At 73.3% G+C, this 21,790-nt stretch carries 18 protein-coding genes; 5 read left to right on the top strand and 13 right to left on the bottom strand.

Going from position 1 to position 21,790, the window contains the following annotated elements:
- Positions 1-87 precede the first annotated feature (87 nt).
- The 10 genes from GL259_RS34715 to GL259_RS34670 form a co-directional block, all read right to left on the bottom strand.
- Complete coding sequence (locus GL259_RS34715) at positions 88-2,193, bottom strand: PQQ-dependent sugar dehydrogenase (protein ID WP_166461598.1); 2,106 nt, start codon at positions 2,191-2,193, stop codon at positions 88-90.
- Between the two features lie 258 nt (positions 2,194-2,451).
- On the bottom strand, positions 2,452-3,615 hold the full coding sequence (locus GL259_RS34710) for a sugar phosphate isomerase/epimerase family protein (protein ID WP_159537374.1): 1,164 nt from the start codon (positions 3,613-3,615) through the stop codon (positions 2,452-2,454).
- Positions 3,616-3,774: 159 nt separating this feature from the next.
- Positions 3,775-3,933 (bottom strand): hypothetical protein, encoded by a 159-nt coding sequence (locus GL259_RS34705; RefSeq protein ID WP_166461413.1) that lies wholly within the window; start codon positions 3,931-3,933, stop codon positions 3,775-3,777.
- Complete coding sequence (locus tag GL259_RS34700) at positions 3,930-5,081, bottom strand: inositol-3-phosphate synthase (protein ID WP_159537372.1); 1,152 nt, start codon at positions 5,079-5,081, stop codon at positions 3,930-3,932. The genes GL259_RS34705 and GL259_RS34700 overlap by 4 nt, the downstream gene beginning before the upstream one ends.
- Before the next feature lie 521 nt (positions 5,082-5,602).
- The gene (locus GL259_RS34695; RefSeq protein ID WP_159537370.1) at positions 5,603-6,610 is read right to left on the bottom strand and encodes a sugar phosphate isomerase/epimerase family protein; all 1,008 of its coding nucleotides are present in this window, start codon (positions 6,608-6,610) and stop codon (positions 5,603-5,605) included.
- Positions 6,611-6,627: 17 nt separating this feature from the next.
- Complete coding sequence (locus GL259_RS34690; RefSeq protein WP_159537368.1) at positions 6,628-7,824, bottom strand: Gfo/Idh/MocA family oxidoreductase; 1,197 nt, start codon at positions 7,822-7,824, stop codon at positions 6,628-6,630.
- A 68-nt stretch (positions 7,825-7,892) separates the two neighbouring features.
- Positions 7,893-8,939 carry a substrate-binding domain-containing protein gene (locus tag GL259_RS34685; RefSeq protein ID WP_159537366.1) on the bottom strand — a complete coding sequence of 349 codons (1,047 nt, stop codon included), beginning with the start codon at positions 8,937-8,939 and terminating at the stop codon, positions 7,893-7,895.
- A gap of 102 nt (positions 8,940-9,041) precedes the next feature.
- Positions 9,042-10,076, bottom strand: coding sequence for an ABC transporter permease (locus GL259_RS34680; protein WP_159537364.1), 1,035 nt, complete (start codon positions 10,074-10,076; stop codon positions 9,042-9,044).
- Complete coding sequence (locus GL259_RS34675; protein WP_159537362.1) at positions 10,073-11,596, bottom strand: sugar ABC transporter ATP-binding protein; 1,524 nt, start codon at positions 11,594-11,596, stop codon at positions 10,073-10,075. The genes GL259_RS34680 and GL259_RS34675 overlap by 4 nt, the downstream gene beginning before the upstream one ends.
- Before the next feature lie 321 nt (positions 11,597-11,917).
- Positions 11,918-13,099, bottom strand: coding sequence for an ROK family transcriptional regulator (locus GL259_RS34670; RefSeq protein WP_159537360.1), 1,182 nt, complete (start codon positions 13,097-13,099; stop codon positions 11,918-11,920).
- Positions 13,100-13,457: 358 nt separating this feature from the next.
- On the opposite strand from GL259_RS34670, the gene GL259_RS34665 reads away from it, so the two are divergent.
- Positions 13,458-13,832: a metalloregulator ArsR/SmtB family transcription factor gene (locus GL259_RS34665; RefSeq protein WP_159539211.1), complete on the top strand. Its 375-nt coding sequence runs from the start codon at positions 13,458-13,460 to the stop codon at positions 13,830-13,832.
- A 164-nt stretch (positions 13,833-13,996) separates the two neighbouring features.
- On the opposite strand, the gene GL259_RS34660 is transcribed toward GL259_RS34665, so the two are convergent.
- From GL259_RS34660 to GL259_RS34650, 3 genes are read right to left on the bottom strand one after another with little or no spacing between them, the layout of a single operon-like run.
- Positions 13,997-15,058: an ArsO family NAD(P)H-dependent flavin-containing monooxygenase gene (locus GL259_RS34660; RefSeq protein WP_159537358.1), complete on the bottom strand. Its 1,062-nt coding sequence runs from the start codon at positions 15,056-15,058 to the stop codon at positions 13,997-13,999.
- Positions 15,055-16,146, bottom strand: coding sequence for an ACR3 family arsenite efflux transporter (gene arsB, locus GL259_RS34655; protein ID WP_159537356.1), 1,092 nt, complete (start codon positions 16,144-16,146; stop codon positions 15,055-15,057). Before arsB ends, GL259_RS34660 begins: the two co-directional genes overlap by 4 nt.
- Entirely contained in the window at positions 16,143-16,451 is a 309-nt protein-coding gene (locus GL259_RS34650; RefSeq protein WP_159537354.1) for a metalloregulator ArsR/SmtB family transcription factor, read from the bottom strand. The genes arsB and GL259_RS34650 overlap by 4 nt, the downstream gene beginning before the upstream one ends.
- 70 nt (positions 16,452-16,521) lie before the next feature.
- On the opposite strand from GL259_RS34650, the gene GL259_RS34645 reads away from it, so the two are divergent.
- The 4 genes from GL259_RS34645 (at position 16,522) to GL259_RS34630 (ending at position 21,396) form a co-directional block, all read left to right on the top strand.
- Positions 16,522-16,962, top strand: a complete 441-nt coding sequence (locus GL259_RS34645; protein WP_159537352.1) for an arsenate reductase ArsC — start codon at positions 16,522-16,524, stop codon at positions 16,960-16,962.
- A 280-nt stretch (positions 16,963-17,242) separates the two neighbouring features.
- Positions 17,243-18,985: a VanW family protein gene (locus GL259_RS34640; RefSeq protein ID WP_159537350.1), complete on the top strand. Its 1,743-nt coding sequence runs from the start codon at positions 17,243-17,245 to the stop codon at positions 18,983-18,985.
- 365 nt (positions 18,986-19,350) lie between these two features.
- On the top strand, positions 19,351-20,565 hold the full coding sequence (locus GL259_RS39430; RefSeq protein WP_279578641.1) for a bifunctional class I SAM-dependent methyltransferase/NUDIX hydrolase: 1,215 nt from the start codon (positions 19,351-19,353) through the stop codon (positions 20,563-20,565).
- A 303-nt stretch (positions 20,566-20,868) separates the two neighbouring features.
- Positions 20,869-21,396, top strand: a complete 528-nt coding sequence (locus GL259_RS34630) for an alcohol dehydrogenase catalytic domain-containing protein (protein ID WP_243762482.1) — start codon at positions 20,869-20,871, stop codon at positions 21,394-21,396.
- Positions 21,397-21,790 lie beyond the last annotated feature (394 nt).

Raw genomic sequence — 21,790 nt, 5'->3', positions numbered from 1 at the left:
CTCCGCCGAGGACGCGCCGACGGGGCGCCGCCCCTTCGGGGGTGGCGCCCCGCCTCCGTGTCCTCGCCGCCGGTCAGTCGGCCGGCGTCAGCGCGACCTCGGCGCTGCCCGAGAGGGACGGCAGGCCCTCGGGGGAGAGTCCTTGTAGGTGGCGTTGAAGACCGCCTTCAGGTTGTCCGCACCGGCGTGACCGCCGTCCACGAACGTCTTGAACGACCCGGAGCAGCCGTTGCTCGTGGAGAGCGGGTGGCCGTGCGAGTCGTGGCCGAGGATGAACGTGACGGTGACCTTCGAGCAGTCCACCGGCTGGTCGTCGGTGACGGTGACCTTCCAGGTGACCGTGTCACCCCAGTGGAACGCCGTACCGCCGTGCGGAGCCGGGTCGGTGGTGAGCGAGACGACCGGCGCCTTGTTGCCGACCACGACGGGAACCGACGCGGAGGCCGAGCGTCCGGTGCTGTCGGTGACCTTCAGCGTGGCGTCGAAGACGGCGTTCTCGGTGAACGTGTGCTTCGGGTTCGCCTCCGTGGAGTCCACGGTGCCGTCGGCGTCGAAGTCCCAGGCGTAGCTGAGGGCGTCGCCGTCGGCGTCCTTCGTGCCGGCGCTGGAGAACTGGACCGTCAGCGGGTTGGTGCCGTTGACCACGTCCGCGGCGACCTTGGGCTCCGGGGTGCGGTTGCCCCGCGTGAAGTCGATGCGGGAGAGCTGGGCCTCGGGCAGCTCCGCGAAGTACCCGGTGCCGTACTCGAGCACGTACAGCGCGCCGTCCGGGCCGAACTCGGCGTCGATCGGGCCGTCCGTCGTGATCGAGGGGATCGCGTCCTCGATCTTCCGGACCTCGTTCCTCTTGCCGAGGGTGATGGCCTTCATCTGGTCACGGGTCCACTCGTAGAAGAGCGGCTTGCCGTCGAAGTACGCGGGCCAGCGGTTCTCGGCCTTGTTCCGCTTGTCGTAGCGGTACGCCGGGCCGCCCATGGGGCCGATGCCGCCCGTACCGAGCTCCGGGAACGCCTCGGAGGCCCCGTAGCCGTAGACGATCTCCGCGTCCGTGACCGGCGGCAGCTTGCTCAGGCCGGTGTTGTGCCGCGAGTCGTTGACCGGCTTGGCGCAGTCGAACGCGCCGCTCGACTTCTGGGTGGCGAAGTCGTAGTCCTGGTACGGCATGTCCCGGGTCACGCAGAACGGCCAGCCGTAGTTGGCGGGGCGGTCGATGACCATCCAGCGGCCGTGGCCGCCGGGGCCGCGGTTGGGCTTCGCCTCGTCGGCGTCGGGCGAGTAGTCGCCGACGTAGACCTCGCCGGTCCTGTCGTCCACCGCGAAGCGGAACGGGTTGCGCAGGCCCATGGCGTAGATCTCGGGACGGGTCTTCGGGGTGCCCGGCGCGAAGAGGTTGCCGTCCGGGACCACGTAGCCGCCGTCGCGCTTGACCTTGATGCGCAGGACCTTGCCGCGCAGGTCGTTGGTGTTGCCCGAGGTGCGCCGCGCGTCGTAGGCCGGGTTGCGGTCGGGGCGGTCGTCGAGCGGGGCGTAGCCGTCCGAGGCGAACGGGTTGGAGTCGTCCCCGGTCGACAGGAACAGGTTGCCCTTGTGGTCGAAGTCGATCTTGCCGCCGACGTGGCAGCAGATGCCGCGGTCGGCCGGGACGTCGAGGATCTTCTGCTCGGTGCCGAAGTCGAGCTTGTTGCCCTCGAGTTTGAACCGCGACAGCCGCGTGACGCCCTTGTACTCGGCGAAGTCCTCGGCCGTGCCGTACTCCGGTGCGTCCCCTTCGTTGACGCCCGGGGTGGCCGGGTCGTCCATCGGGGTGTCGAGGCGGGGCGAGTAGTAGAGGTAGACCCAGCGGTTCTTGGCGAAGCCCGGGTCGACGGCGATGCCCTGCACGCCTTCCTCGTCGTGCTGGTAGAGCCCGGCGGGGCTCTTCTTCATGTCGGCGGCGAGGAAGTTCACGCCGCTCTCGGGGTCGTGGATCCTGACCTCTCCCGTGCGCGCCGTGTGCAGCACCCGCCGGTCGGGCAGGACGGCGAGGGCCATGGGCTCGCCCGGGCGGTCGTTGAGGGTGACCTTCTGGAAGTCCGACTGGGCGGGCGGTGCGGGGTCCGATTTGGCGGCTTGGGCTGGGGACAGGGGCAGGAGGCCGACGGCCCCGGCCAGCGCCGTCGCCCCCACGAGGGTGACGATCCGTCTGTTGCGCACTCAGAACTCCTCTGGTCCGGTCGGCGGCCGTGAAAAGGCCCGGGGCTCGGCTCCCGGCCGGCCGCCGCAGAGTGAAACAGGTGAAAACCCGTGCGAGGTGAGTCAGTTGGACGCTAGAGCGCCCACTTTCGACTCGTCAAGGACAAAGTTTCAACTTTCTCGGAGAAAGACTGTCCCGGTACTTCAGGTGCTTCCGGGCACGCCCGGGGCACCCGCCCCGCGCCGAGACGCGGGACGGGTCACGCGGGTGACGCTCCGTCAGCGGCGGGCGCGCAGGGCCGCGAGGTTGTCGTAGCCGATCCGGGCGAACTCCAGGGACTGGGCGGGGACGCTCGCGCTCGGCGCGTTGTCCTGCTCGACCATCGGGTTGTGGTGGTTCTTCGCGCCCACCCGGGTGAAGAACTTCCGGTAGTCGATGTCCCCCGTGCCGAACGGCACCATGTCGTAGCCCAGGCCGCTCTGGGGGTTGACCGCGCCGTCCTTCGCGTGGAAGAGGGGGAAGCGGTTGGTGTTGCGGGCCACGAGACCGGCGGGGTCGAAGACCTTCTCGCGCTGCGAGCCGTCGTGGGCGGTGTACGTGTGGAACTTGTACTGGGCCACGTGGGCCCAGAAGACGTCCAGCTCCAGGTAGACGCTCCTCGGGTCCGTCACCTCCAGGAAGTACTCCAGCTTCCGGATGCCGGAGCTGCGGGTCGGCCGGCCCTGGTCGTCCAGCGGGCCGCCGTCGAGCAGGAAGTCGTAGGCGCTGTCGTGGTTGTGGGTGTAGAGCTTGACGCCCTCGCGGCGGGCGATGGCCCCCAGGGTGTTCCACTTCTCCGCGGCGACGTCCCAGTCGGCGCGGTAGGGGGTGCCGGTGGGGTCGCCGCCGGTGCCCATGTGGTCCATGCCGATGATGTTGGCGATCTCCAGGTGGAGCTTGAAGGTGTCCAGGTCCGCGGTGGTCAGCGGCCAGGACGGCGGGATGAAGCCGTGGCTGCCCTGGGCGCGCAGGCCGTACTCGTCGAGCCAGGAGCGCAGCAGCTTCGCGCCCTGGACGGTCCCCAGGTTCGCGCCGCCGGGCGCGTTGGCGTGCTGGCCGTAGCCGGCGAACTCCACCTGGCGGTAGCCGAAGCGCGACAGCTGCCTGAACACCTCGCGGAAGCCGGAGGGCAGGTCGGTGGAGAGGGGGTCGCGGCCGACCGCGTCCCGGACGGTGTAGAGGATGATGCCGCGCTTGTGCGGCGGGACCAGGGCGGAGCGGCCCCGGTCCTCGACGGCGGGTTCCGCCCCGTCCTGCGCCAGGGCGGGCGAGGCGCCGAAGACCGGGGCGGCGATCGCCGCGGCCGCGGCGGCCGTGCAGGTGCTGAGGAAACGGCGGCGGTCGACGCCGAGCGTGCGGCGCAGTTCGTCGCCGGTGACGGCTTCGTCGTTGAACGCGGTCACAGTGATTCTCGCTTTCGTCGTCGCGGTGCTGCGGGTGCCTGACGGCGGCCGCCTCGGCAGAGGCCGGCGAGCCGCAGCGGCAGGGACTTCACATCGGCGGCCGCCTGGCGGCCGGACACTGCGCGGGGGGTGGGGCACGAGGCGAGCGAACGTCGTCGCTCAGGGGGAGGCGGCCGTGGCGGCGGACGGGCTCGCCGCGGCCGGGAGTCCGGCCGCGCCCGGCGCCGCCGCCGGGGAGACACGGCCGGAGGGGACGGGACGACGGGGGCGGTCGGCGGCGTCCTCGTCGCGGTCGGCCCACAGGAGGGAGCGGATCACTCGGCCTCCCGCAGACGGTCGGCGAACGACAGCAGCGCGGTGAACTGCTCCGAGAGGCCCGACGGGCCCCCGTCGGGGTCCTTGAAGTAGAAGCCCAGCTCCGGGAGCGGACCGGACAGGCCCGCCTCGTGGGCGCGGGCGACCAGCCGGGCCAGGTCGAGGACGAGCGGGGCGGCCAGCGCCGAGTCACAGCCCTGCCAGATGGTCTGCAGGACCATCCGCGAGCCGAGGAAGCCCTCGAAGGCGATGTGGTCCCAGGCCGTCTTCCAGTCGCCGAGCGCCGGCACGTCGTCGATGTGCACCTCGCCCTCCGGTGTGTGCCCGAGGGTCTCGGTCAGGACGCGCTCCTTGCCGGCGTTCTTCGCCGCGGCCGCCCCCGGGTCGGCCAGTACCGCCCCGTCGCCGCCGCCCAGCAGGTTGGTGCCGGACCAGGCCCGTACGTCCAGGGCGCGCTGGACGAACATCGGGGCGAGCACGGCCCGCAGCAGCGTCTGGCCGGTCTTGCCGTCCCGGCCCGCGTGGGGAAGTCCGCCGGCCGCGGCGGCGTCCGTGAGGGCCGGGGTGCGCAGCCCGGTGGACGGCGTGAAGTTGACGTAGGGGCAGCCGGCCCGCAGGGCGGCGGCCGCGTAGAGGGAGCTGGGCGGCAGCCGTACGGCGTCGGGCGCGGGCAGCGGCTCCGTGGAGGAGACGTTGACGACGACCACCCGTGCCAGTGCGTTGCGGGTGCGGAACGAGGCGAGGTCGGCGGCGAAGTCCGCGATGAGTTCCTCGTCGCTGCGGGTGTCGCCCGGGAGCGGGCCGCCGGGCCGTATCTCCTCGTCCGCGGCCTCCAGTCCGGCGCGCACGGCGGAGGCGAGCCCGTGCGGCAGGACGCCCGCGCCGGTGAGGTGTTCGGCCCGCTTGGGCAGCGGGCAGTCGACGGTGTCGTGGCCGCCGAAGACGAGTGAGGGCAGGGGCGCCAGGCCGGTGCCGCGGAACGGCGGCGTCTCGGTGACCATGCCGGTCGGCGGACGCAGTCCGGCGGTGACCGCCGCGCATCCGGCGACGGAGGTGGTGGCCACCGATCCGCGGGCTCCGACGAACCAGACACCGGTGCGCGCGGTCCGCCCGCCGGTCCGGGGCTCCGGTGCGTTCCCCTGGTTGTTCACGGGCTGCCTCCCTGCCGTGTCGGTGTTCCGGGGTGGTTGGGGACGGCGGGCGGGGGCTCGGGGCCTTCCCGCCCGCCGCCGGCATGTGGGCGGGCTCCGGCCGCGCCCCGGGAGGGCGGCTCCGCGGTCGGCGCGGTCACGGTGGGCGGGTGGGCGGCGGGACGGCCGCCGGCGACGAGTGCGGTCCTCTCGGGGGCGCTTGGCTCTGTGCTGTGCACGGATGTCCTCCGTAGGCCGGCCGAACGAGCGGTGAGCCGTGCAACCGGAACGCGCCGTCAGTGGCGGACCACTGTGTGGCACTGTGCACGAGACGGGACCGTAGCCCGGTTCGTCCTCGACGGAAAGCCCTTGCGCAACAAGGAAGTCGAACTTTTTCCCGGTCCAGGACAAAGACGTGTCCGGGCAGCCCGGACCGGCCCGGCGGCTCTTCCGCCGCCGGGCGCGGGCCCGGCTGGTTCCGGGGCCTGTTGCGCGGGTCCCGTGGTCCGCCCGGAGGGCGGGCCGGGCCTTCTCGGCGGGCCCTAGCTGCCGCCGCCTCCGAACGCGGCGTCGAAGGACGCGCTGGGCGGGTCGAAGTCGAAGGCCTTCAGGCGGGTCAGCGCCTCGGGAGCGCCCTGGAGCCGGTCCATGCCGGCGTCCTCCCACTCCACGGAGACCGGACCGTCGTACCCGATCGACCGCAGCATCCGGAACACGTCCTCCCAGGGAACGTCACCGTGCCCGGCGGAGACGAAGTCCCAGCCGCGCCGCGGATCGCCCCAGGGCAGATGCGAGCCGAGACGGCCGTTGCGCCCGTCCAGCCGCCGCCGGGCCTCCTTGCAGTCCACGTGGTAGATCCGGTCCCGGAAGTCGTAGAGGAACCCCACCGGGTCCAGGTCCTGCCACACGAAGTGCGAGGGATCGAAGTTGAGCCCGAAGGCCGGCCGGCGGCCGACCGCCTCCAGGGCCCGCACGGTCGTCCAGTAGTCGTAGGCGATCTCACTGGGATGCACCTCGTGCGCGAACCGCACGCCCTGCGCGTCGAACACGTCCAGGATCGGGTTCCACCGCTCGGCGAAGTCCTCGTAACCCCGCTCGATCATCGACTCGGGCGCCGGCGGGAACATCGCCACCAGGTGCCAGATCGACGAACCGGTGAAACCGACGACCGTGTCCACACCGAAGGCGGCCGCGGCACGCGCGGTGTCCCCGATCTCGGCCGCGGCGCGCCGCCGTACGCCCTCGGGCTCGCCGTCGCCCCAGATCCGGGCGGGCAGGATGGCCCGGTGGCGCTCGTCGATGATGGCGTCGCACACGGCCTGGCCGACCAGGTGGTTGGAGACCGCCCAGCACTTCAGGCCGTACTTGTCGAGGAGCCGGTGGCGGGACGCGAGGTAGGAGGGGTCGGCCAGGGCCTTGTCGACCTCGAAGTGGTCCCCCCAGCAGGCGAGTTCCAGCCCGTCGTAGCCGAAGTCGCGGGCCAGGCGGCAGACCTCCTCCAGCGGCAGGTCGGCCCACTGACCGGTGAACAGCGTGAAGTTGCGCGGCATCCGTTCTCAGCCCTCCTTCAGGCGGCGATCGGCGTGTAGACGGAGTTCTTCCCGGCACTCTCCTCCACCGCGGCCAGCACCCGCTGCACCTGCAGCCCGTCGGCGAAGGAAGGCTCGGGCGTGCGCCCCTCGGCGACCGCGTGCACCAGATCACGGGCCTGGTGCACGAAGGTGTGCTCGTAACCGAGACCGTGGCCCGGCGGCCACCAGGCGTCCAGGTAGGGGTGCTCGGGTTCGGTGACGACGATCCTGCGGAACCCCGCGGTGACGGCCGGTTCCCGGTGGTCGTGGAAGGACAGCTCGTTGAGCCGCTCCAGGTCGAAGGCCAGCGAACCGGACTCGCCGTTGACCTCCAGGCGCAGGGCGTTCTTGCGCCCCGACGCCATCCGGGTCGCCTCGAACGTGGCGAGCGCGCCCGAGGAGAGCCGGCCGGTGAAGACGGCCGCGTCGTCGACCGTGACCGGCCCGCGCCGGGTGCCGCCGGAAGCGGTCAGGCCGGAGGAGGCACCGTCGAGGCGGGGGCGTTCCCTGACGAAGGTCTCCATCTGCGCGGAGACCCCGACCAGCACCTCACCCGCCAGGTACTGGGCGAGGTCGACGATGTGCGCCCCGAGGTCGCCGAGCGCCCCCGATCCCGCGTGTTCCCGCTGCAGCCGCCACGTCAGCGGGAAGTCGGGGTCGACCAGCCAGTCCTGGAGGTAGGTGACCCGTACGTGGCGCAGCGTGCCGAGCCGGCCGTCGGCGATGAGCCGGCGTGCGTGGGTGAGGGCTGGCACGCGCCGGTAGTTGAAGCCCACCATCGCCACCTGCCCGCGTGCGCGGGCCGCCTCGGCCGCCGTGACCATGGCCTCCGCCTCGGCGACCGAGTTGGCCAGGGGCTTCTCGCACAGCACGTGCTTGCCGGCCTCCAGCGCCGCGATCGCGATCTCCGCATGGCTGTCGCCCGGTGTGCAGATGTCGACGAGGTGCACGTCGTCGCGGGCCACGAGGGCGCGCCAGTCGGTCTCCGCCGCGGCCCAGCCGTGCCGGTCGGCCGCCGCCCGCACGGCGTGCGCGTCGCGGCCGGCGATCGCGGCGAGGACCGGCCGCAGCGGCAGGTCGAACACGTGCCCCACGGTGCGCCAGCCCTGGGAGTGCGCGGCGCCCATGAACGCGTAGCCGACCATGCCCACGCCGAGTGCCGGCGGCGCGCTCCGGCTGTCCCTCTGTTCCATGCGGATTCCTCCTCGTCGGAGTGTCACTGACTCGTCGCTGTGCTGGTGGGGCACGGGGCCCGGACCGGTCAGATGAAGCCGGTCGGCAGGTACTGGTCGACGTTGTCCTTGGTGACCACGGCCGAGTAGAGGGTCAGCGAGGACGGGATCTCGAACTCGGCGAGACCGCCGACGCCCTTGCCCTGGCCCAGCGCCCGGGCGAGGTCGATCGCGGAGGCGGCCATCGTCGGCGGGTACAGGACGGTCGCCTTCAGGACGCCGTTGTCGGCCTTGATGGCGTCCATCGCGGACTTGGCGCCCGCGCCGCCGACCATCAGGAAGTCGTCGCGCCCGGCCTGCTCGATGGCGCGCAGCGCGCCCACGCCCTGGTCGTCGTCGTGGTTCCACAGCGCGTCGAACTTCGACTGCGCCTGGAGCAGCTGGGCCATCTTGGCCTGACCGGACTCGACCGTGAAGTCGGCCGCCTGACGGGCCACCTTCCTGATGTTGGGATAGTTCTTCAGCGCGTCGTCGAAGCCCTGGGTGCGCTGCTTGGTGAGCTCCAGGTTGTCCAGCCCGGCCAGTTCCACGACCCGGGCGTCCGGCCTGTCCTTGAGCTTCTCCCCGATGTAGTGGCCGGCGTTCAGCCCCATGCCGTAGTTGTCGCCGCCGATCCAGCAGCGGTACGCCTGCGGGGTGTTGAAGATCCGGTCCAGGTTGACCACCGGGATGCCGGCGCGCATCGCCTTCAGCCCGACCTGGGTGAGCGCCTTGCCGTCGGCCGGCAGCACCACCAGCACGTCGACCTTCTTGTTGATCAGGGTCTCGATCTGGCCGATCTGCTGGGCGGTGTCATTGGAACCCTCGGTGATCTCCAGCGTGACGTCGGAGTACTTCTCCGCGCGCTGCTTGGCGTTCTGGTTGATGGCGTTGAGCCAGCCGTGGTCGGCCTGCGGCCCGGCGAAACCGATCGTGACCGGCTTGCCCGGCTTGTCGTCGGCGACCGGGGCGTTGTCCGTGGCCTGTTCCTGGCTGCTGGACTCGTTGCTGGTGCACGCCGTCAGCAGCGCGCCGGCGGAAGCGGCTGCGGTGCCGAACAGCAGTGCTCTGCGGCTGGTGGCCGGGATTCTTGCCATGGCGGATCGACCCTTCGACTGGGCGGTGTGCGGGGGATGGAGGGCGCGGGGGGTGCCGGACGGCGGGGTCGGACCCGCCGTGCGGCGGTGTGCCGCGCTGCGTCAGGCGTCGCCGCCGCGCAGTGAACGGTGCTGGACCAGGACGGCGGCGACGATGATCGCGCCCTTGGCGATCTGCTGGACGGCGGTCTCGAGGTTGTTCAGGGCGAAGATGTTGGTGATCGTGGTGAAGACCAGGACACCGAGGACGGAGCCGACGATGGTGCCCCGGCCGCCGGTGAGCAGGGTGCCGCCGATGATCGCGGCGGCGATGGCGTCGAGTTCGTAGAGGTTGCCGTTGGTGTTCTGGCCGGAGCCGGACAGCACGATCAGCAGGAACGCGGCGATGCCGCAGCACAGCCCGGACAGCAGGTAGAGGTAGAGCCGCTGGCGGCGGACGTCGATGCCGGCGAGCCGGGCGGCCTCCGCGTTGCCGCCGACCGCGACGGTGCGGCGGCCGAAGGTGGTCCGGTTGAGCACCAGCCAGCCGATGACGGTGACCGCGGCGAACACCAGCACCAGCGGCGGGACGCCGAGCACGTAGGCGTCGCGTTCGCCGAGGTCGAGGACGCCGTCGACGGTCACGATCTGCGTCCGCCCGTCGGTGATCTGCAGGGCCAGGCCCCGGGCCGAGGCGAGCATGGCCAGCGTCGCGATGAACGGCACCATCCCGCCGTAGGCGATCAGCACGCCGTTCACGAGACCGCAGCCCACACCGACGGTCACCGCGGTGAAGAGGATCCCCGCGAAGCCGAACTCCTGCGTGGCCACGGTCGTCGCCCACACCGAGGCGAGGGCGACGATCGCGCCGACCGACAGGTCGATGCCGCCGCTGGTGATGACGAACGTCATGCCGACGGTGACGACACCGATCACGGACGCCTGGGTGAGGACGAGCTGCAGGTTGCTCACCGCCAGGAACTCGTCCGGCGCGGTGATCCCACCGACCACGACGAGTGCGGCGAGGACACCGAGCAGCGACAGACTGCGCACGTCCCACCGCAGGCCGAGCGGTCGGCGCGAACCCTCCTTGTCCGTCGGGGACTCGGCGGCGGACGTCGGCGCTTCCTTCTGCGCCGCGGTGGCCGGCTGCGTCATGGCGTCGGGCTCCCTTCCATCACGAGATCGAGTACACGGTGCTCGTCGAGCTCCCGGGCGTCCGCCGTGTGCACGACGCTGCCTTCACGGAGCACCAGCACCCGGTCGGCGAGCCCCAGGACCTCGGGCACCTCGCTGGACACGAGAAGTACGGCCAGGCCCTCGTCGGCCAGCCGGCGGATCACTGCGTAGAGCTCCGCGCGGGCGCCGATGTCGACACCCCGGGTCGGCTCGTCCAGCAGCAACACCTTGCACCCGCGCAGCAGCCAGCGTGCGAGCACGGCCTTCTGCTGGTTGCCGCCGGACAGCGTCCTGATCGCGACATCGGGATTGTCCGGCCGCAGGGACAGCTCCCGGACCGCCCGGTGCGCCGCGGCGCGCTCGGCGCGCCGGTCGAGCCAGCCCGCGCGGGCGAACCGGGACAGGGTGGAGATCGAGACGTTGCTGCTGACGGACTCCAGCATCAGCAGGCCCTGCGCCTTGCGTTCCTCGGGCGCGAGGCCGATGCCGGCGCGGACGGCGGCGCGGACACTGCCGGGAGGCAGCGGGGTGCCCTCGACGAGGACACGGCCGCCGTCGGCCTTGCGGGCCCCGTAGATCGTCTCCAGGATCTCGCTGCGCCCGGACCCGACGAGCCCGGCCAGACCGACGATCTCACCGGGCCGCAGGTCCAGGTCGACGGGCGCGAACTCGCCCCGCCGGGTCAGCCCTTCGACCGTCAGCACCGGTTCCCGCCCCGCGGCGAACCCCGCCCGGGGACGCTCGGGGAAGACGTACTCGACATTCCGCCCCGTCATCAGAGCCACGATCTCGCGGGTCGGGGTGGACTCCGCGGGCAGCCCGCCGGCCACGGCCCGGCCGTCCTTCAGCACCGTCACCCGGTCGCCGATGCGCCGGATCTCCTCCAGCCGGTGCGAGATGTAGACGACGGCGACACCGTCGGCCGTCAGATCGCCCACGATCCTGAAGAGGTTGTCGACCTCGTCCGGGTCGAGCGCCGCCGACGGCTCGTCCATCACGATCAGCCGCACCTCGTGGGACAGCGCGCGGGCCATCGAGACGATCTGCTGCTGCGCCGCGGACAGGTCGCCGACGAGCCGCGCGGGACCGATCTCCGAGTGCCCGAGACGCTCGAGCAGCTCCGCGGTCGCGGTACGGGCGGCGGAGCCGCGCACGACGAACCCGGCGGCCGTGGGTTCGTGCCCGAGGAAGACGTTCTCCGCGACGGACAGCCCCTCGATCAGGTCGAGTTCCTGGTAGATGGTGGCGATGCCCAGGCGCATGGCGGCGATCGGCGACCCCAGGTTCACCGGCTCGCCCCGCCAGGTGATCTCACCGTCGTCGGGCTGGTGGGCTCCGGCGAGCACCTTGATCAGGGTGGACTTCCCGGCACCGTTCTGGCCGAGGAGGCAGTGGACTTCGCCGGCCTGGACCTCCAGGTCCACACCGTCCAGGGCGCGGACGCCCGGGAACGACTTGGTGATGCCGGACATGGTGAGCAGGGGTGGTTGTGGTGCCATGAAGGATCCCCTCGGCGGGTGCGGACCGTGAGCGGGCAGGCTGGACGGCGGGTTCGGGTACGTGGGCTGCTGCGGGAAGCCCCCGGCGTCGTGCGTGCCGGGGCGGAGGGGTGAGCAGGGCGGGGCGGCCCGCGACCAGTGCCGCGGGCGGAGCCGGCCGCCGGAGCGCCGTGGGGTGGCACGGCGGTGCTGCGGTGGCGCTACGGGGTCGTGGCGCTGTGAGGCTGTGGCGCTCCGGGACCGACGGCGCTCCGGAGCTGTGGCGTCACGGGGTCGCGGTGGCGTCCGTGGTGGACCGCGGCCGGCGGGTACCGGCGGCGGTCAGGCCGGTGAGAACACGTGGTCGCTGATGAGCCGGGCCGCGCCGATGACCCCGGCGGCCGGTCCCAGCTCACCCAGGACGATCGGCAGGTTGCCCGTGGCCAGCGGCAACGACTGCCGGTACACCTGGGTCCGGACACTGGCCAGCAGCGTGTGCCCGAGCCCGGTCACACCACCGCCGATCACCACCAGTCCCGGATTGAAGAAACTGACGAGTCCGGCGATGACCTGGCCCAGACGCTTCCCGCCCTCCCGGATCAGCTCCAGGGCCACCGTGTCGCCCGCCGCCGCCGCGGCCGACACGTCCGCGGCCGTCAGGCGCCCGGCCGTCTCCAGCCGAGCGGCAAGCTCCCCCGACCGGCCCGTACGCGCGGCCTCCTCCGCGTCGCCGGCCAACGCGGCGCCGCTGAAGTGCGCCTCCAGGCAACCCCGGTTGCCGCACGCGCACGCGCGGCCTCCCGGTTCCACCTGGATGTGGCCGATGTCGCCGGCGCTGCCCGTTGTCCCCCGGTAGACCTCGCCGCCGACCACGATCCCGCAGCCGATACCGGTCCCGATCTTGATGCACAGGAAGTCGCCCACGGAACGCGCCACGCCCGCGTGCTGCTCCCCCACCGCCATCAGGTTCACGTCGTTGTCGACCATGACCGGGCAGCCCAGTTCCTGGCTGAGCGCCTCCCGCACCGGGAAGCCGTCCCAGCCCGGCATGATCGGAGGCGCGACCGGCACGCCCTCCGGGAAGCGGACCGGACCCGGGACGCCGATCCCGGCGCCGTCGAAGCCCTCCGCGACACCGGAGGCCTTCAGCTTGGCGGCCATCGACAGCACCTGCTCGAAGACCGCGACCGGCCCCTCCCGGACGTCCATCGGATGGTTCAGGTGCCCCAGGACCTCCAACTCCGCGTTCGTCACGGCGACATCGATCGACGTGGCGCCGATGTCGACACCGAGGAAACGCAGTGCCGGCGCGAGCCGGATGTTGTGCGAACGCCGGCCGCCCCGTGAGGGGGCGAGGCCGTCCGCGACGACCAGGCCCGTCTCCAGCAGCCGGTCCACCTCGACAGCCAGTTTCGAACGGGACAGGTCCACCAGATCACCCAGTTGGGCGCGGGAGTTGGCCCCGCCGTCACGCAGTAAACGAAGCAGCCGCGCCTGATGCGCGTTCTCAGGCCGAGCGGTCATCCGTCTCACGAACCCCTCCCCTCCCCTCGCCCAAGGCTGGGGACCCAGGCTCCTGCCTCCGTCGGCTGAGCCGTCAGGCTTTCGGGAGGAACGTAGCAGCGATTTACCGGGCGGGGAAGAACTTACGCACGACTTGAGTGCAACTTCTTCCACGCACAGGACAAAGTCCGGACGGTGCTCGCCGGAAACCCCGAACGGGGCCGAGGGGCCCGGGTGGTGGGCCCGGGTCCACCGGGCGACGCGGGGCCCGGGCGATCGATGCCGCCGCAACCGCCGGCCGGCCGGCGGCCCGTCCGCATCGGCGCCGAGCGCTCCGCGCACCCCGGTCCGGCTGGTTCGACATGTGTCAACATCGAGGCTGGCGAACACGAAGGTGCTGCCGCTGCTCGAGCCCGCCGACGACCGGGCGGCGGTGCCGTGCTGCCCGCCGCCGGCCGAGCGTCCGATGACCGCCGAGGAGGCGGAGACGGCCGCCCGGATGTTCAAGGCCCTGGGCGATCCGGTGCGGCTGAGGCTGTTCTCCGCCGTGGCCTCGCACGAGGACGGCGAGGCGTGCGTGTGCGACATCTCCGGCGTCGGCGTCTCCCAGCCGACCGTCTCCCACCACCTGAAGAAGCTCAAGGAGGCCGGCCTGCTCACCTCCGAGCGGCGCGGCACCTGGGTCTACTACCGGGTCGAGCCGACGGTGCTCGCCGCGATGGGCAGGCTCCTCGCGCCGGCGGCAGCCGCATGACGCGCCTCGAAGGAGCGGGGCCGGGGCCGGCCCGGCGCGTGCGGTGACCGTGCCGCCGGCCTCCGCGCACGCCGGCCGGGCCCCGGCGATCCACCGGGCAGGCGCCGACGGGGGCGGCGCCGCCTTCGCGAGCACGGTTCCCCGCCCGGATCCTCACGCTCCGGTCATGGGCGCAGAAGGTCGCGGATCCGCACCGCGGCGTCCCGGGCCGTCCGGCCGACACCGATCAGGGTGGCGGAGGCGGGGCCGGTCCAGTCCCCGTAGCCGAGCAGGTGCAGTCGCGGCTCGCCCACGGCCCGGGTGCCGTCGGTGGCGATGCGCCCGCGCGGACCGCGCAGCCCGAGCGGGGCGAGGTGGGAGAGGGCGGGGCGGAAGCCGGTGCACCAGACGATCGCGTCCGCCTCGGCGTGCGTGCCGTCGGTCCATGCGACACCGGTCGCCGTGAGCCGGGCGAACATCGGCCGGGCGGCGAGCAGGCCGGCGTCGCGGGCCGCGCGGACCGGGGGTACGGCGACGATGTCGCCGAGCGAGGCGACGCCGCCGGTGTCCGCGCGGCCTTCGTCCAGGGCGCGGCGGCGTCCGGTGGCGACGTCGAACAGGGCGTGGCCGTCGATGTCGTCGGGCAGGAACCGGGGCGGGCGCCGGGTCACCCAGGTCATGTCGATCCCGGCCAGGGCGAGGTCGGCGGCGATCTGCGCGCCGGAGTTCCCGCCGCCGACCACCAGCACGCGCCGGCCGGCGAGGTCGGCCGGGCGCCGGTACCCGGTGGTGTGCAGCTGCCGTCCGGAGAAGACGTCCCGGCCGGGGACGGCGGGCAGGAAGGGCCGCGACCAGGTCCCGGTCGCGCTGATGACCGCCCGTGCCTCCCAGACGCCCGCGTCGCTCTCCACGCGCAGGCGCTCGCCGCCGCGGCGCACGGCCCGCACCTCCACGCCGTGCCGGACGGGCAGGGCGTACCGCTTCTCGTAGTCGGCGAGGTAGTCGACCACGTGCCCGGCGTCCGGGCAGGTCCCGCCGGGCAGGCCGGGCATGAGCCGTCCCGGGAGGGAGGAGTGGGCGGCCGGGGAGAACAGGCGCAGGGAGTCCCAGGTGTGCCGCCAGGCACCCCCGGGCGCGGGATCGGCGTCGAGGACGACGAAGTCCGGCACGTGGCGGCGCAGGTGGTAGCCGGCGGCGAGTCCCGCCTGGCCGCCGCCGACCACCACCACGTCCGTGCGCCGGGTCACGGGCCCACAGGCGCGGCCGTGAACTTCCGGCGCCACGCGAGCGACACGTACACCAGCGCCACCAGCACCGGGACCTCGATCAGCGGGCCCACGACGCCCGACAGGGCCTGGCCGCTCGTGACGCCGAAGGTGGCGACGGCGATCGCGATGGCCAGCTCGAAGTTGTTGCCGGCCGCGGTGAAGGCGAGGGTGGCGGTGCGGTCGTAGGCGAGGCCGATCGCCTTGCCCAGGGCGAAGGTGCCGAACCACATCACGGCGAAGTACACCAGCAGCGGCAGCGCGATCCGGGCCACGTCCAGGGGCTGCGAGGTGATGGTCCTCCCCTGGAGGGCGAAGAGAACGACGATCGTGAACAGCAGGCCGTACAGCGCCCACGGTCCGATCACCGGCAGGAAGCGCCGCTCGTAGTCCTCGCGGCCCATCCTCCGCTCGCCGATGCGGCGGGTGAGGAAGCCGGCCAGCAGCGGGAGGCCGAGGAAGACGGCCACGTTCGCCGCGATCTCCCGCATTGAGATGTCCAGGTGCTCACCGTCGCCCAGGCCCAGCCACCCGGGCAGCAGGTCGAGGTAGAACCAGCCCAGCAGGCCGAACGCGATGACCTGGAAGACCGAGTTCAGGGCGACGAGCACGGCGGCGGCCTCGCGGTCGCCGCAGGCGAGGTCGTTCCAGATGACGACCATGGCGATGCAGCGGGCCAGCCCGACGATGATCAGGCCGGTGCGGTACTCGGGCAGGTCCGGCAGGAAGATCCAGGCCAGCGCGAACATCACGGCCGGGCCGAGGACCCAGTTGACGACCAGCGAGGAGACCATCAGCTTCCTGTCGCCGGTGACCGCGTCGAACCGGTCGTAGCGGACCTTGGCGAGGACCGGATACATCATGATCAGCAGGCCGAGCGCGATCGGCAGGGAGATCCCGCCGATCTCCACCTTCGCCAGGGCGTCGTTCAGTCCCGGGACGAGCCGTCCGAGCCCGAGGCCCACGGCCATGGCGAGGAGGATCCACACGGCGAGGAAGCGGTCGAGCGTCGACAGCCCGGCGACGATCGGGGAGCCCTCGCCGGTCGCGGGGGCTTCGGTACGGGTCACGGGCAGGCTCTCTTGTTGTCGGCGGCGGCACGGGCCCGCTCGGCCAGTTCGGAGAACTGCCCGGCGAGCGAGGCGATGACGTCGGGGCGCAGCCTGTAGTACGTGAACCGGCCGCACGGCTCGGTCTCGACGACCCCGGCCTCGCGCAGCACCCGCAGGTGGTTGGAGAGGTTGGTCTGCTTCGCGCCGGTCTCCTCCACCAGGTGGGTGGTGCACAGCGCCTCCCGGGCGAGCAGGGTCACGATCCGGAGCCTGAGCGGGTCGGCGAGCACCCGGATCAGGTCAGCGTCGACTGACGTCATCATGGACTGATATTTTCACATCAGCCTGAGCTGATACCAGCCCGGGTCCGGGCCCCGCACGAAGGAAGAACCGATGCCCTCCTCCACCCCGCTCGCGTCCGTGCTGTTCGTCTGCGTCCACAACGCCGGCCGTTCCCAGATGGCCGCCGGTTTCCTCAGCCACCTCGCGGGCGACCGGATCGAGGTCCGCTCCGCCGGCTCCCTCCCCGGCGACCGGGTCAACCCCGCCGCCGTCGAAGCCATGAAGGAGGTCGGCATCGACATCTCCGCGGCCACGCCGAAGGTCCTGACCACCGAGGCCGTCCAGGCGTCCGACTACGTCATCACCATGGGCTGCGGCGACGCCTGCCCCGTCTTCCCCGGCAAGAAGTACCTCGACTGGACCCTGGAGGACCCGGCCGGCAAGGGCGTCGAGGCCGTCCGCCCCATCCGGGACGAGATCGGGGCGCGCATCGAGGCCCTCATCACCGAGATCGACGCCGGGCACGAGAGCGGCGCCGGACAGGAGGCGTGAGCGGCGTGTCCGGCGGCGCCGTCCCGCGCGACGCCCTCACCGCCGCCGTCCGCGACCCGGACGGCACGGGCCCGCGCACCGCCGCCGGACACGCCCCCTGCACCGAACCGCTCACCGGCGCGCCCACCGATCGGGCAACTGATCGGGCCACTGATCCACAACGCCCGGTGTGACCTGGGATATACCCATTCGGTGCCCGGTTGTGCGTAGCTTGACCGATTGCTCCCGCACGCAGTGCCGCGGCATCGGGGGCACGTCACATCGATCGTTCAGGAGACCCATGCGCCCCCGAATACCCTCCGTCCCCCGAATGGCCTCCCTCCCGCCCGTCGCCCTGGCGGGCGGTGCGCTGACCGTCGGCCTGGGCGGCCTGTACCTCGCCGGACTGCTGCTCACCGGCGGTGAGATCGAGGCGGGTACGACGGTGCGCGGCGTGGACATCGGGGGCCTGACCCGCGAGGAGGCCGGCCGGAAGCTGGAGCGGCACCTGGCGGCGACCGCCCCGCGGAAGCTGGCGGTGGAGGTCGGCGACCGCGGGGGCACGGTCGACCCGCGGCAGGCGGGGCTCGCCTTCGACATCCGGGAAACCCTTGACCGGGCGGTGTCCACCGGCTCCGATCCGATCGGCGTGATCGGCGGGCTGTTCCGCTCGGGCGGTGACGTCGAGCCGGTCGTGCGGGTCGACGAGGACAGGGCCCGTGCCGCCCTCGGGGAGCTGGCGGGGACCCTCGACCAGGAGGTCCGCGACGGCGCCGTCTCCTTCGCCGGCGGCCGCGTCGAGCAGACCGCCCCGCGCACCGGGTACGCGCTGGACGTGGACGCCTCGATCGACGCCCTGCGCACCCCCTTCCTGCGCGGCGCGGCGGACTCGGTCACGGTGCTCCCCGCACGCGAGACCAGCCCGAAGGTCACGGCGGAGGAGGTGCGGCGGGCGGTGCGCGAGTTCGCGCAGCCGGCGATGTCGGCGCCGGTCACGCTCACCGCGGGCGGCAGGCGGTTCACGCTCACCCCGGCCGTGCTGGGCGAGCACCTGACCATGCGGCCGGACGACAGCGGCAGGCTCACACCGGAGCTCGACGACAAGGGCCTGCGCGCCTCCCCCGCGGTGACCGGCGCCCTCAACGGCCTCCCCGCCACGCCCCGCAACGCCCGGCTGGGCCTCGAGGGCGACAGGGCCGTGGTGACCGCCGACGCCAGGCCCGGCCTGGAGGTCACCGACAAGGCGCTGGGCAAGGCCGTCCTGCCCCTGCTCACCGAGTCGGGCGCCGCCCGCACCGGCGAGGTGGACACGCGGCGGATCCAGCCGGAGGTCACCCGCGAGAACGCGGCCCGGCTGGGGCTGACCGAGAAGATGTCCTCCTTCACCGTCGAGTTCGAACCGGCCGCCTACCGCACGACGAACGTCGGCCGGGCCGTGGAACTCATCGACGGCTCCGTCGTCATGCCGGACGAGACCTGGAGCTTCAACCGGACCGTGGGCGAGCGCACCGAGGCCAACGGCTTCGTCGAGGGCATCATGATCCTCGACGACCAGTACGCCAAGGCGCCCGGCGGCGGCGTGTCCGCCGTGGCCACCACGGTCTTCAACGCGATGTTCTTCGCGGGGGTCAAGCCCGTCGAGTACGGCGCCCACTCCTTCTACATCGAGCGCTACCCGGAGGGCCGCGAGGCGACGGTCGCCTGGGGCAGCCTCGACCTGAGGTTCACCAACGACTCCGGCAGGGCCCTGTACATCCAGGCCGAGTCCACCGACACCTCGGTGACCGTCACCTTCCTCGGCACGAAGAAGTACGACGAGGTCACGTCGGTCAAGGGAGCGCGCACCGAGGTGCGGCGGCCGGAGACGAAGACGGGAACCGGCGAGCGGTGCGTGCCGCAGACCCCGCTCGAGGGCTTCGACGTCACCGTGGAGCGGGTCTTCCGCGACGACGGCCGGGAGGTGCGGCGGGAACCGTTCCGCACGCACTACACCCCGCGTGACGAGATCATCTGCGAGGAGGCACCGGGCGGGCGCCGGCCCTGAGGACGCGTCCCCGTCGGCGGGGCGGCGGCGGGCCGCCGCACCGCGGCCTCCTCGGAGCACAATCATCCGGCGATGACGGAAGAGGTGACAGTGTGCCGCCTCCTCCGTCATCGCCGGCGTCGTGCCGCCCGGCGTCCGGCCGCCCGCCCGCCGCGCCCGGCACGGGCCCCGGCCCCGGACCGTGCGCCCCCGCCGAGGTGCGGAACACCCTCACCGGCCGGATGCCGCCCGCCGTCGCCCCGCGCCGGTGGCGCCGTCCGCACCCGGCACCGTGTTCCCCGGCCGTCGACGGCCGGTCCTCGGGCCCGGAACCGGACGAGGACGTCGCGCAGTTCCCGCCCTCCCCTGCGTCGTCAGGAGTTCCCGTGTCCGTCGAGGACCTCAACGCCGAAGCCTGGACCGTGTACGGCCGACGTCAACTGGATCGCGGATACGTGCCGCCCGTCCCCGGACGACTGGAGTGGACTCCGTGGAAGGGGGTCGGTCCCGGCGCGGAGATCCTCGGCGACGTCGCCGGCAAACGCGTCCTGGACATCGGCTCCGGCGCCGGCCACCACGCCGTGCACCTGGCCCGCGCCCACGGCGCGCAGGTCACCGCCGTCGAGCGGTCCCCCACCCAGCACCGACGCGCCACCGGCGCGCACGCCGGCGCACCCGGCGTCCGGTTCGTGCACGGCGACGTGGTCGACCACCTGCGCACCGCCGGTCCCTTCGACGCCGCGTACGCCATCGGCAGCCTCGCCTTCGCCGACCCGCGCCGCGTGCTGCCCGCGCTGCGCGAGGGCCTGCGCCCCGGCGCGCCGCTGGTCCTCTCGCTCCTCCACACCGACCTGCACGGCCGCGGCCCGTCCACGACGGTCGCGCCACGGGAGCAGACGATCAGGCTCCGGGACGATCCGCCGCTGACCGTCCGGATGTGGGTCCTGGCACCGCGGCTGTGGGAGGACCTGCTCACCGAGTACGGCTTCCGGGTCGAGGCCGTCGACCTCCTGCGCCCTCCCGGCGAGGACGACCCCGTCGTGCAGCAGCTCGTCCGCGCCCGCCGCCTCCCGGACCGCCCCGCGCGTCTTTCCAGCCGGCCCCGCACCACGCGGCCGCCGGCGCCGCACGCGGCCGTCGGCGTGGGCGCCGTCGTCCTCGGCGACCGGGGCGTGCTCCTCGGCCGCCACCGCCACGGCACCCTCGAACTGCCGGGAGGAACCGTGGAGGCCGGGGAGTCCCTCGAAGCGGCCGTGGTCCGTGAACTCGCCGAGGAGACCGGCCTGATCGCCCGGCCCGACGACGTCACGCTCCTGGGCACGCTCGTCGACCACGTCGGAGACGTCGTGCGGGTCACCGTCGGTGCCCTCGTCACCGCCTGGCGGGGGCAGCCGGCCGCACAGCCGGACGAGAGCGTCGACGACTGGGCCTGGTACCCCCTGGACCGGCTGCCCGACGGCCTGTTCGTGTGCAGCGCCCAGATCCTCACCGCCTGGCGTCCCGACCTGCCCATCGACCACACCCCGGCCCACTTCACCCCCTACGCCCCCCCCCGCACGGCGCCCTCGGCCCGCCGGCCCGGGGGCTCGTGCTCGCCCTGACCGGCAGGGCCCGGCTCCAGGCCCCGCCGCCCGCGGCTCCCCCCGTTCACCGCGGTCGCCCAGCCCGTCCCAGGGGAACGGGCCCGCGCCCGGGGCGCCCCGGTCACGCCGGCCGAGGCGCCCCGGGTCCCGCCACCACGGCGTCCGGGGGCGGGGCCGGACGGCCCCTGCGAAGGGATCCGGGCGCCCCTTCGCAGGGACGGTGCCCGTGTGCCGAGACCGGAAGCGGAACGGGGCCGAAGAGGTGAGGACCATGCGTGCGCTCGTCTACCGCGCCCCGGGACGGGTCTCCTGGGACACGGGGTGAGGGATCCGGGGATCGAGGCGGCGACGGACGCCCTGGTACGCGTCGACGCGACCGCCGTCTCCGGCGGTGACCTGCGCATCGTGCGCGGCGACCTCCCCGAGGCCGAGCCCGGCACGGTGCTCGGGCACGAGGCGGTCGGCGAGGTGCTGGAGGCCGGCCACGCGGTGCGCCGGTGCACCGCGGGCGACCGGGTCGTCGTCTCGTCCGTCTCCGCGTGCGGGCAGTGCGCGTGGTGCCGGGACGGCGGGTACGGACAGTGCCCCGTCGGCGGCCGGATGCTCGGACACCGCATCGACGGCCCCCGGGCGGAGAGGGTCCGTGTGCCGTTCGCGGACCACTCCCTCCACCGGTGGCCGTCCTCGCTGACGCCGGAGGAGGCCGTCCTGCTCTCCGAAGTGCTGCCCGCCGCCTACGAACTCGGCGTGCGCGCGGGCGGCGTCGGCCCCGGCCACACGGTGGTCGTGGTGGGGCGGGGCCGGTGGAGCCGGCCGCGGCGGTCGTCGCGCGCGTCCACGCCCCGCTGAGGATCATCACCGTGGACCTGTCCCGGCCCCGCCTCGCCACCGCCGCCCGGGTGGCTTCCGACGCCGCGTACCTTCCCGGGGCGGCGATCGCCGAGCTCGCCGCCGGGCCGGGCGCCGAAGGGACACACTCCGGTCCACGGCGGTCGTTCCGGGCCCCGCGGGGGGGGAGGAGGAACCGCGAGCGGTGGACGAGCGTGCGCCGCACCCCGCTCCGTCCGGTCCCGGACGCACGGCCCCGTCGGCGCCCCGGCCGGATCTCCCGGCACCGGCCTCGCTCCGGGCGAGCGGCTCCACGAGCGGGGTTCCCGGTCCGGCGAACTCCCCGTGGGCCGGCGGCGCCTGCGCGCGGAACCCGGAATCCGGCCCGCGCGCGCCCGTTCGGCGGCGCCACAAT

Origin of the sequence: Streptomyces sp. Tu 3180, assembly GCF_009852415.1 — a bacterium.
Classification (GTDB): Bacteria; Actinomycetota; Actinomycetes; order Streptomycetales; family Streptomycetaceae; genus Streptomyces.
The sequence above is the reverse complement of the archived record's forward strand: the minus strand, read 5'-3'. Positions and strand labels throughout refer to the sequence as shown.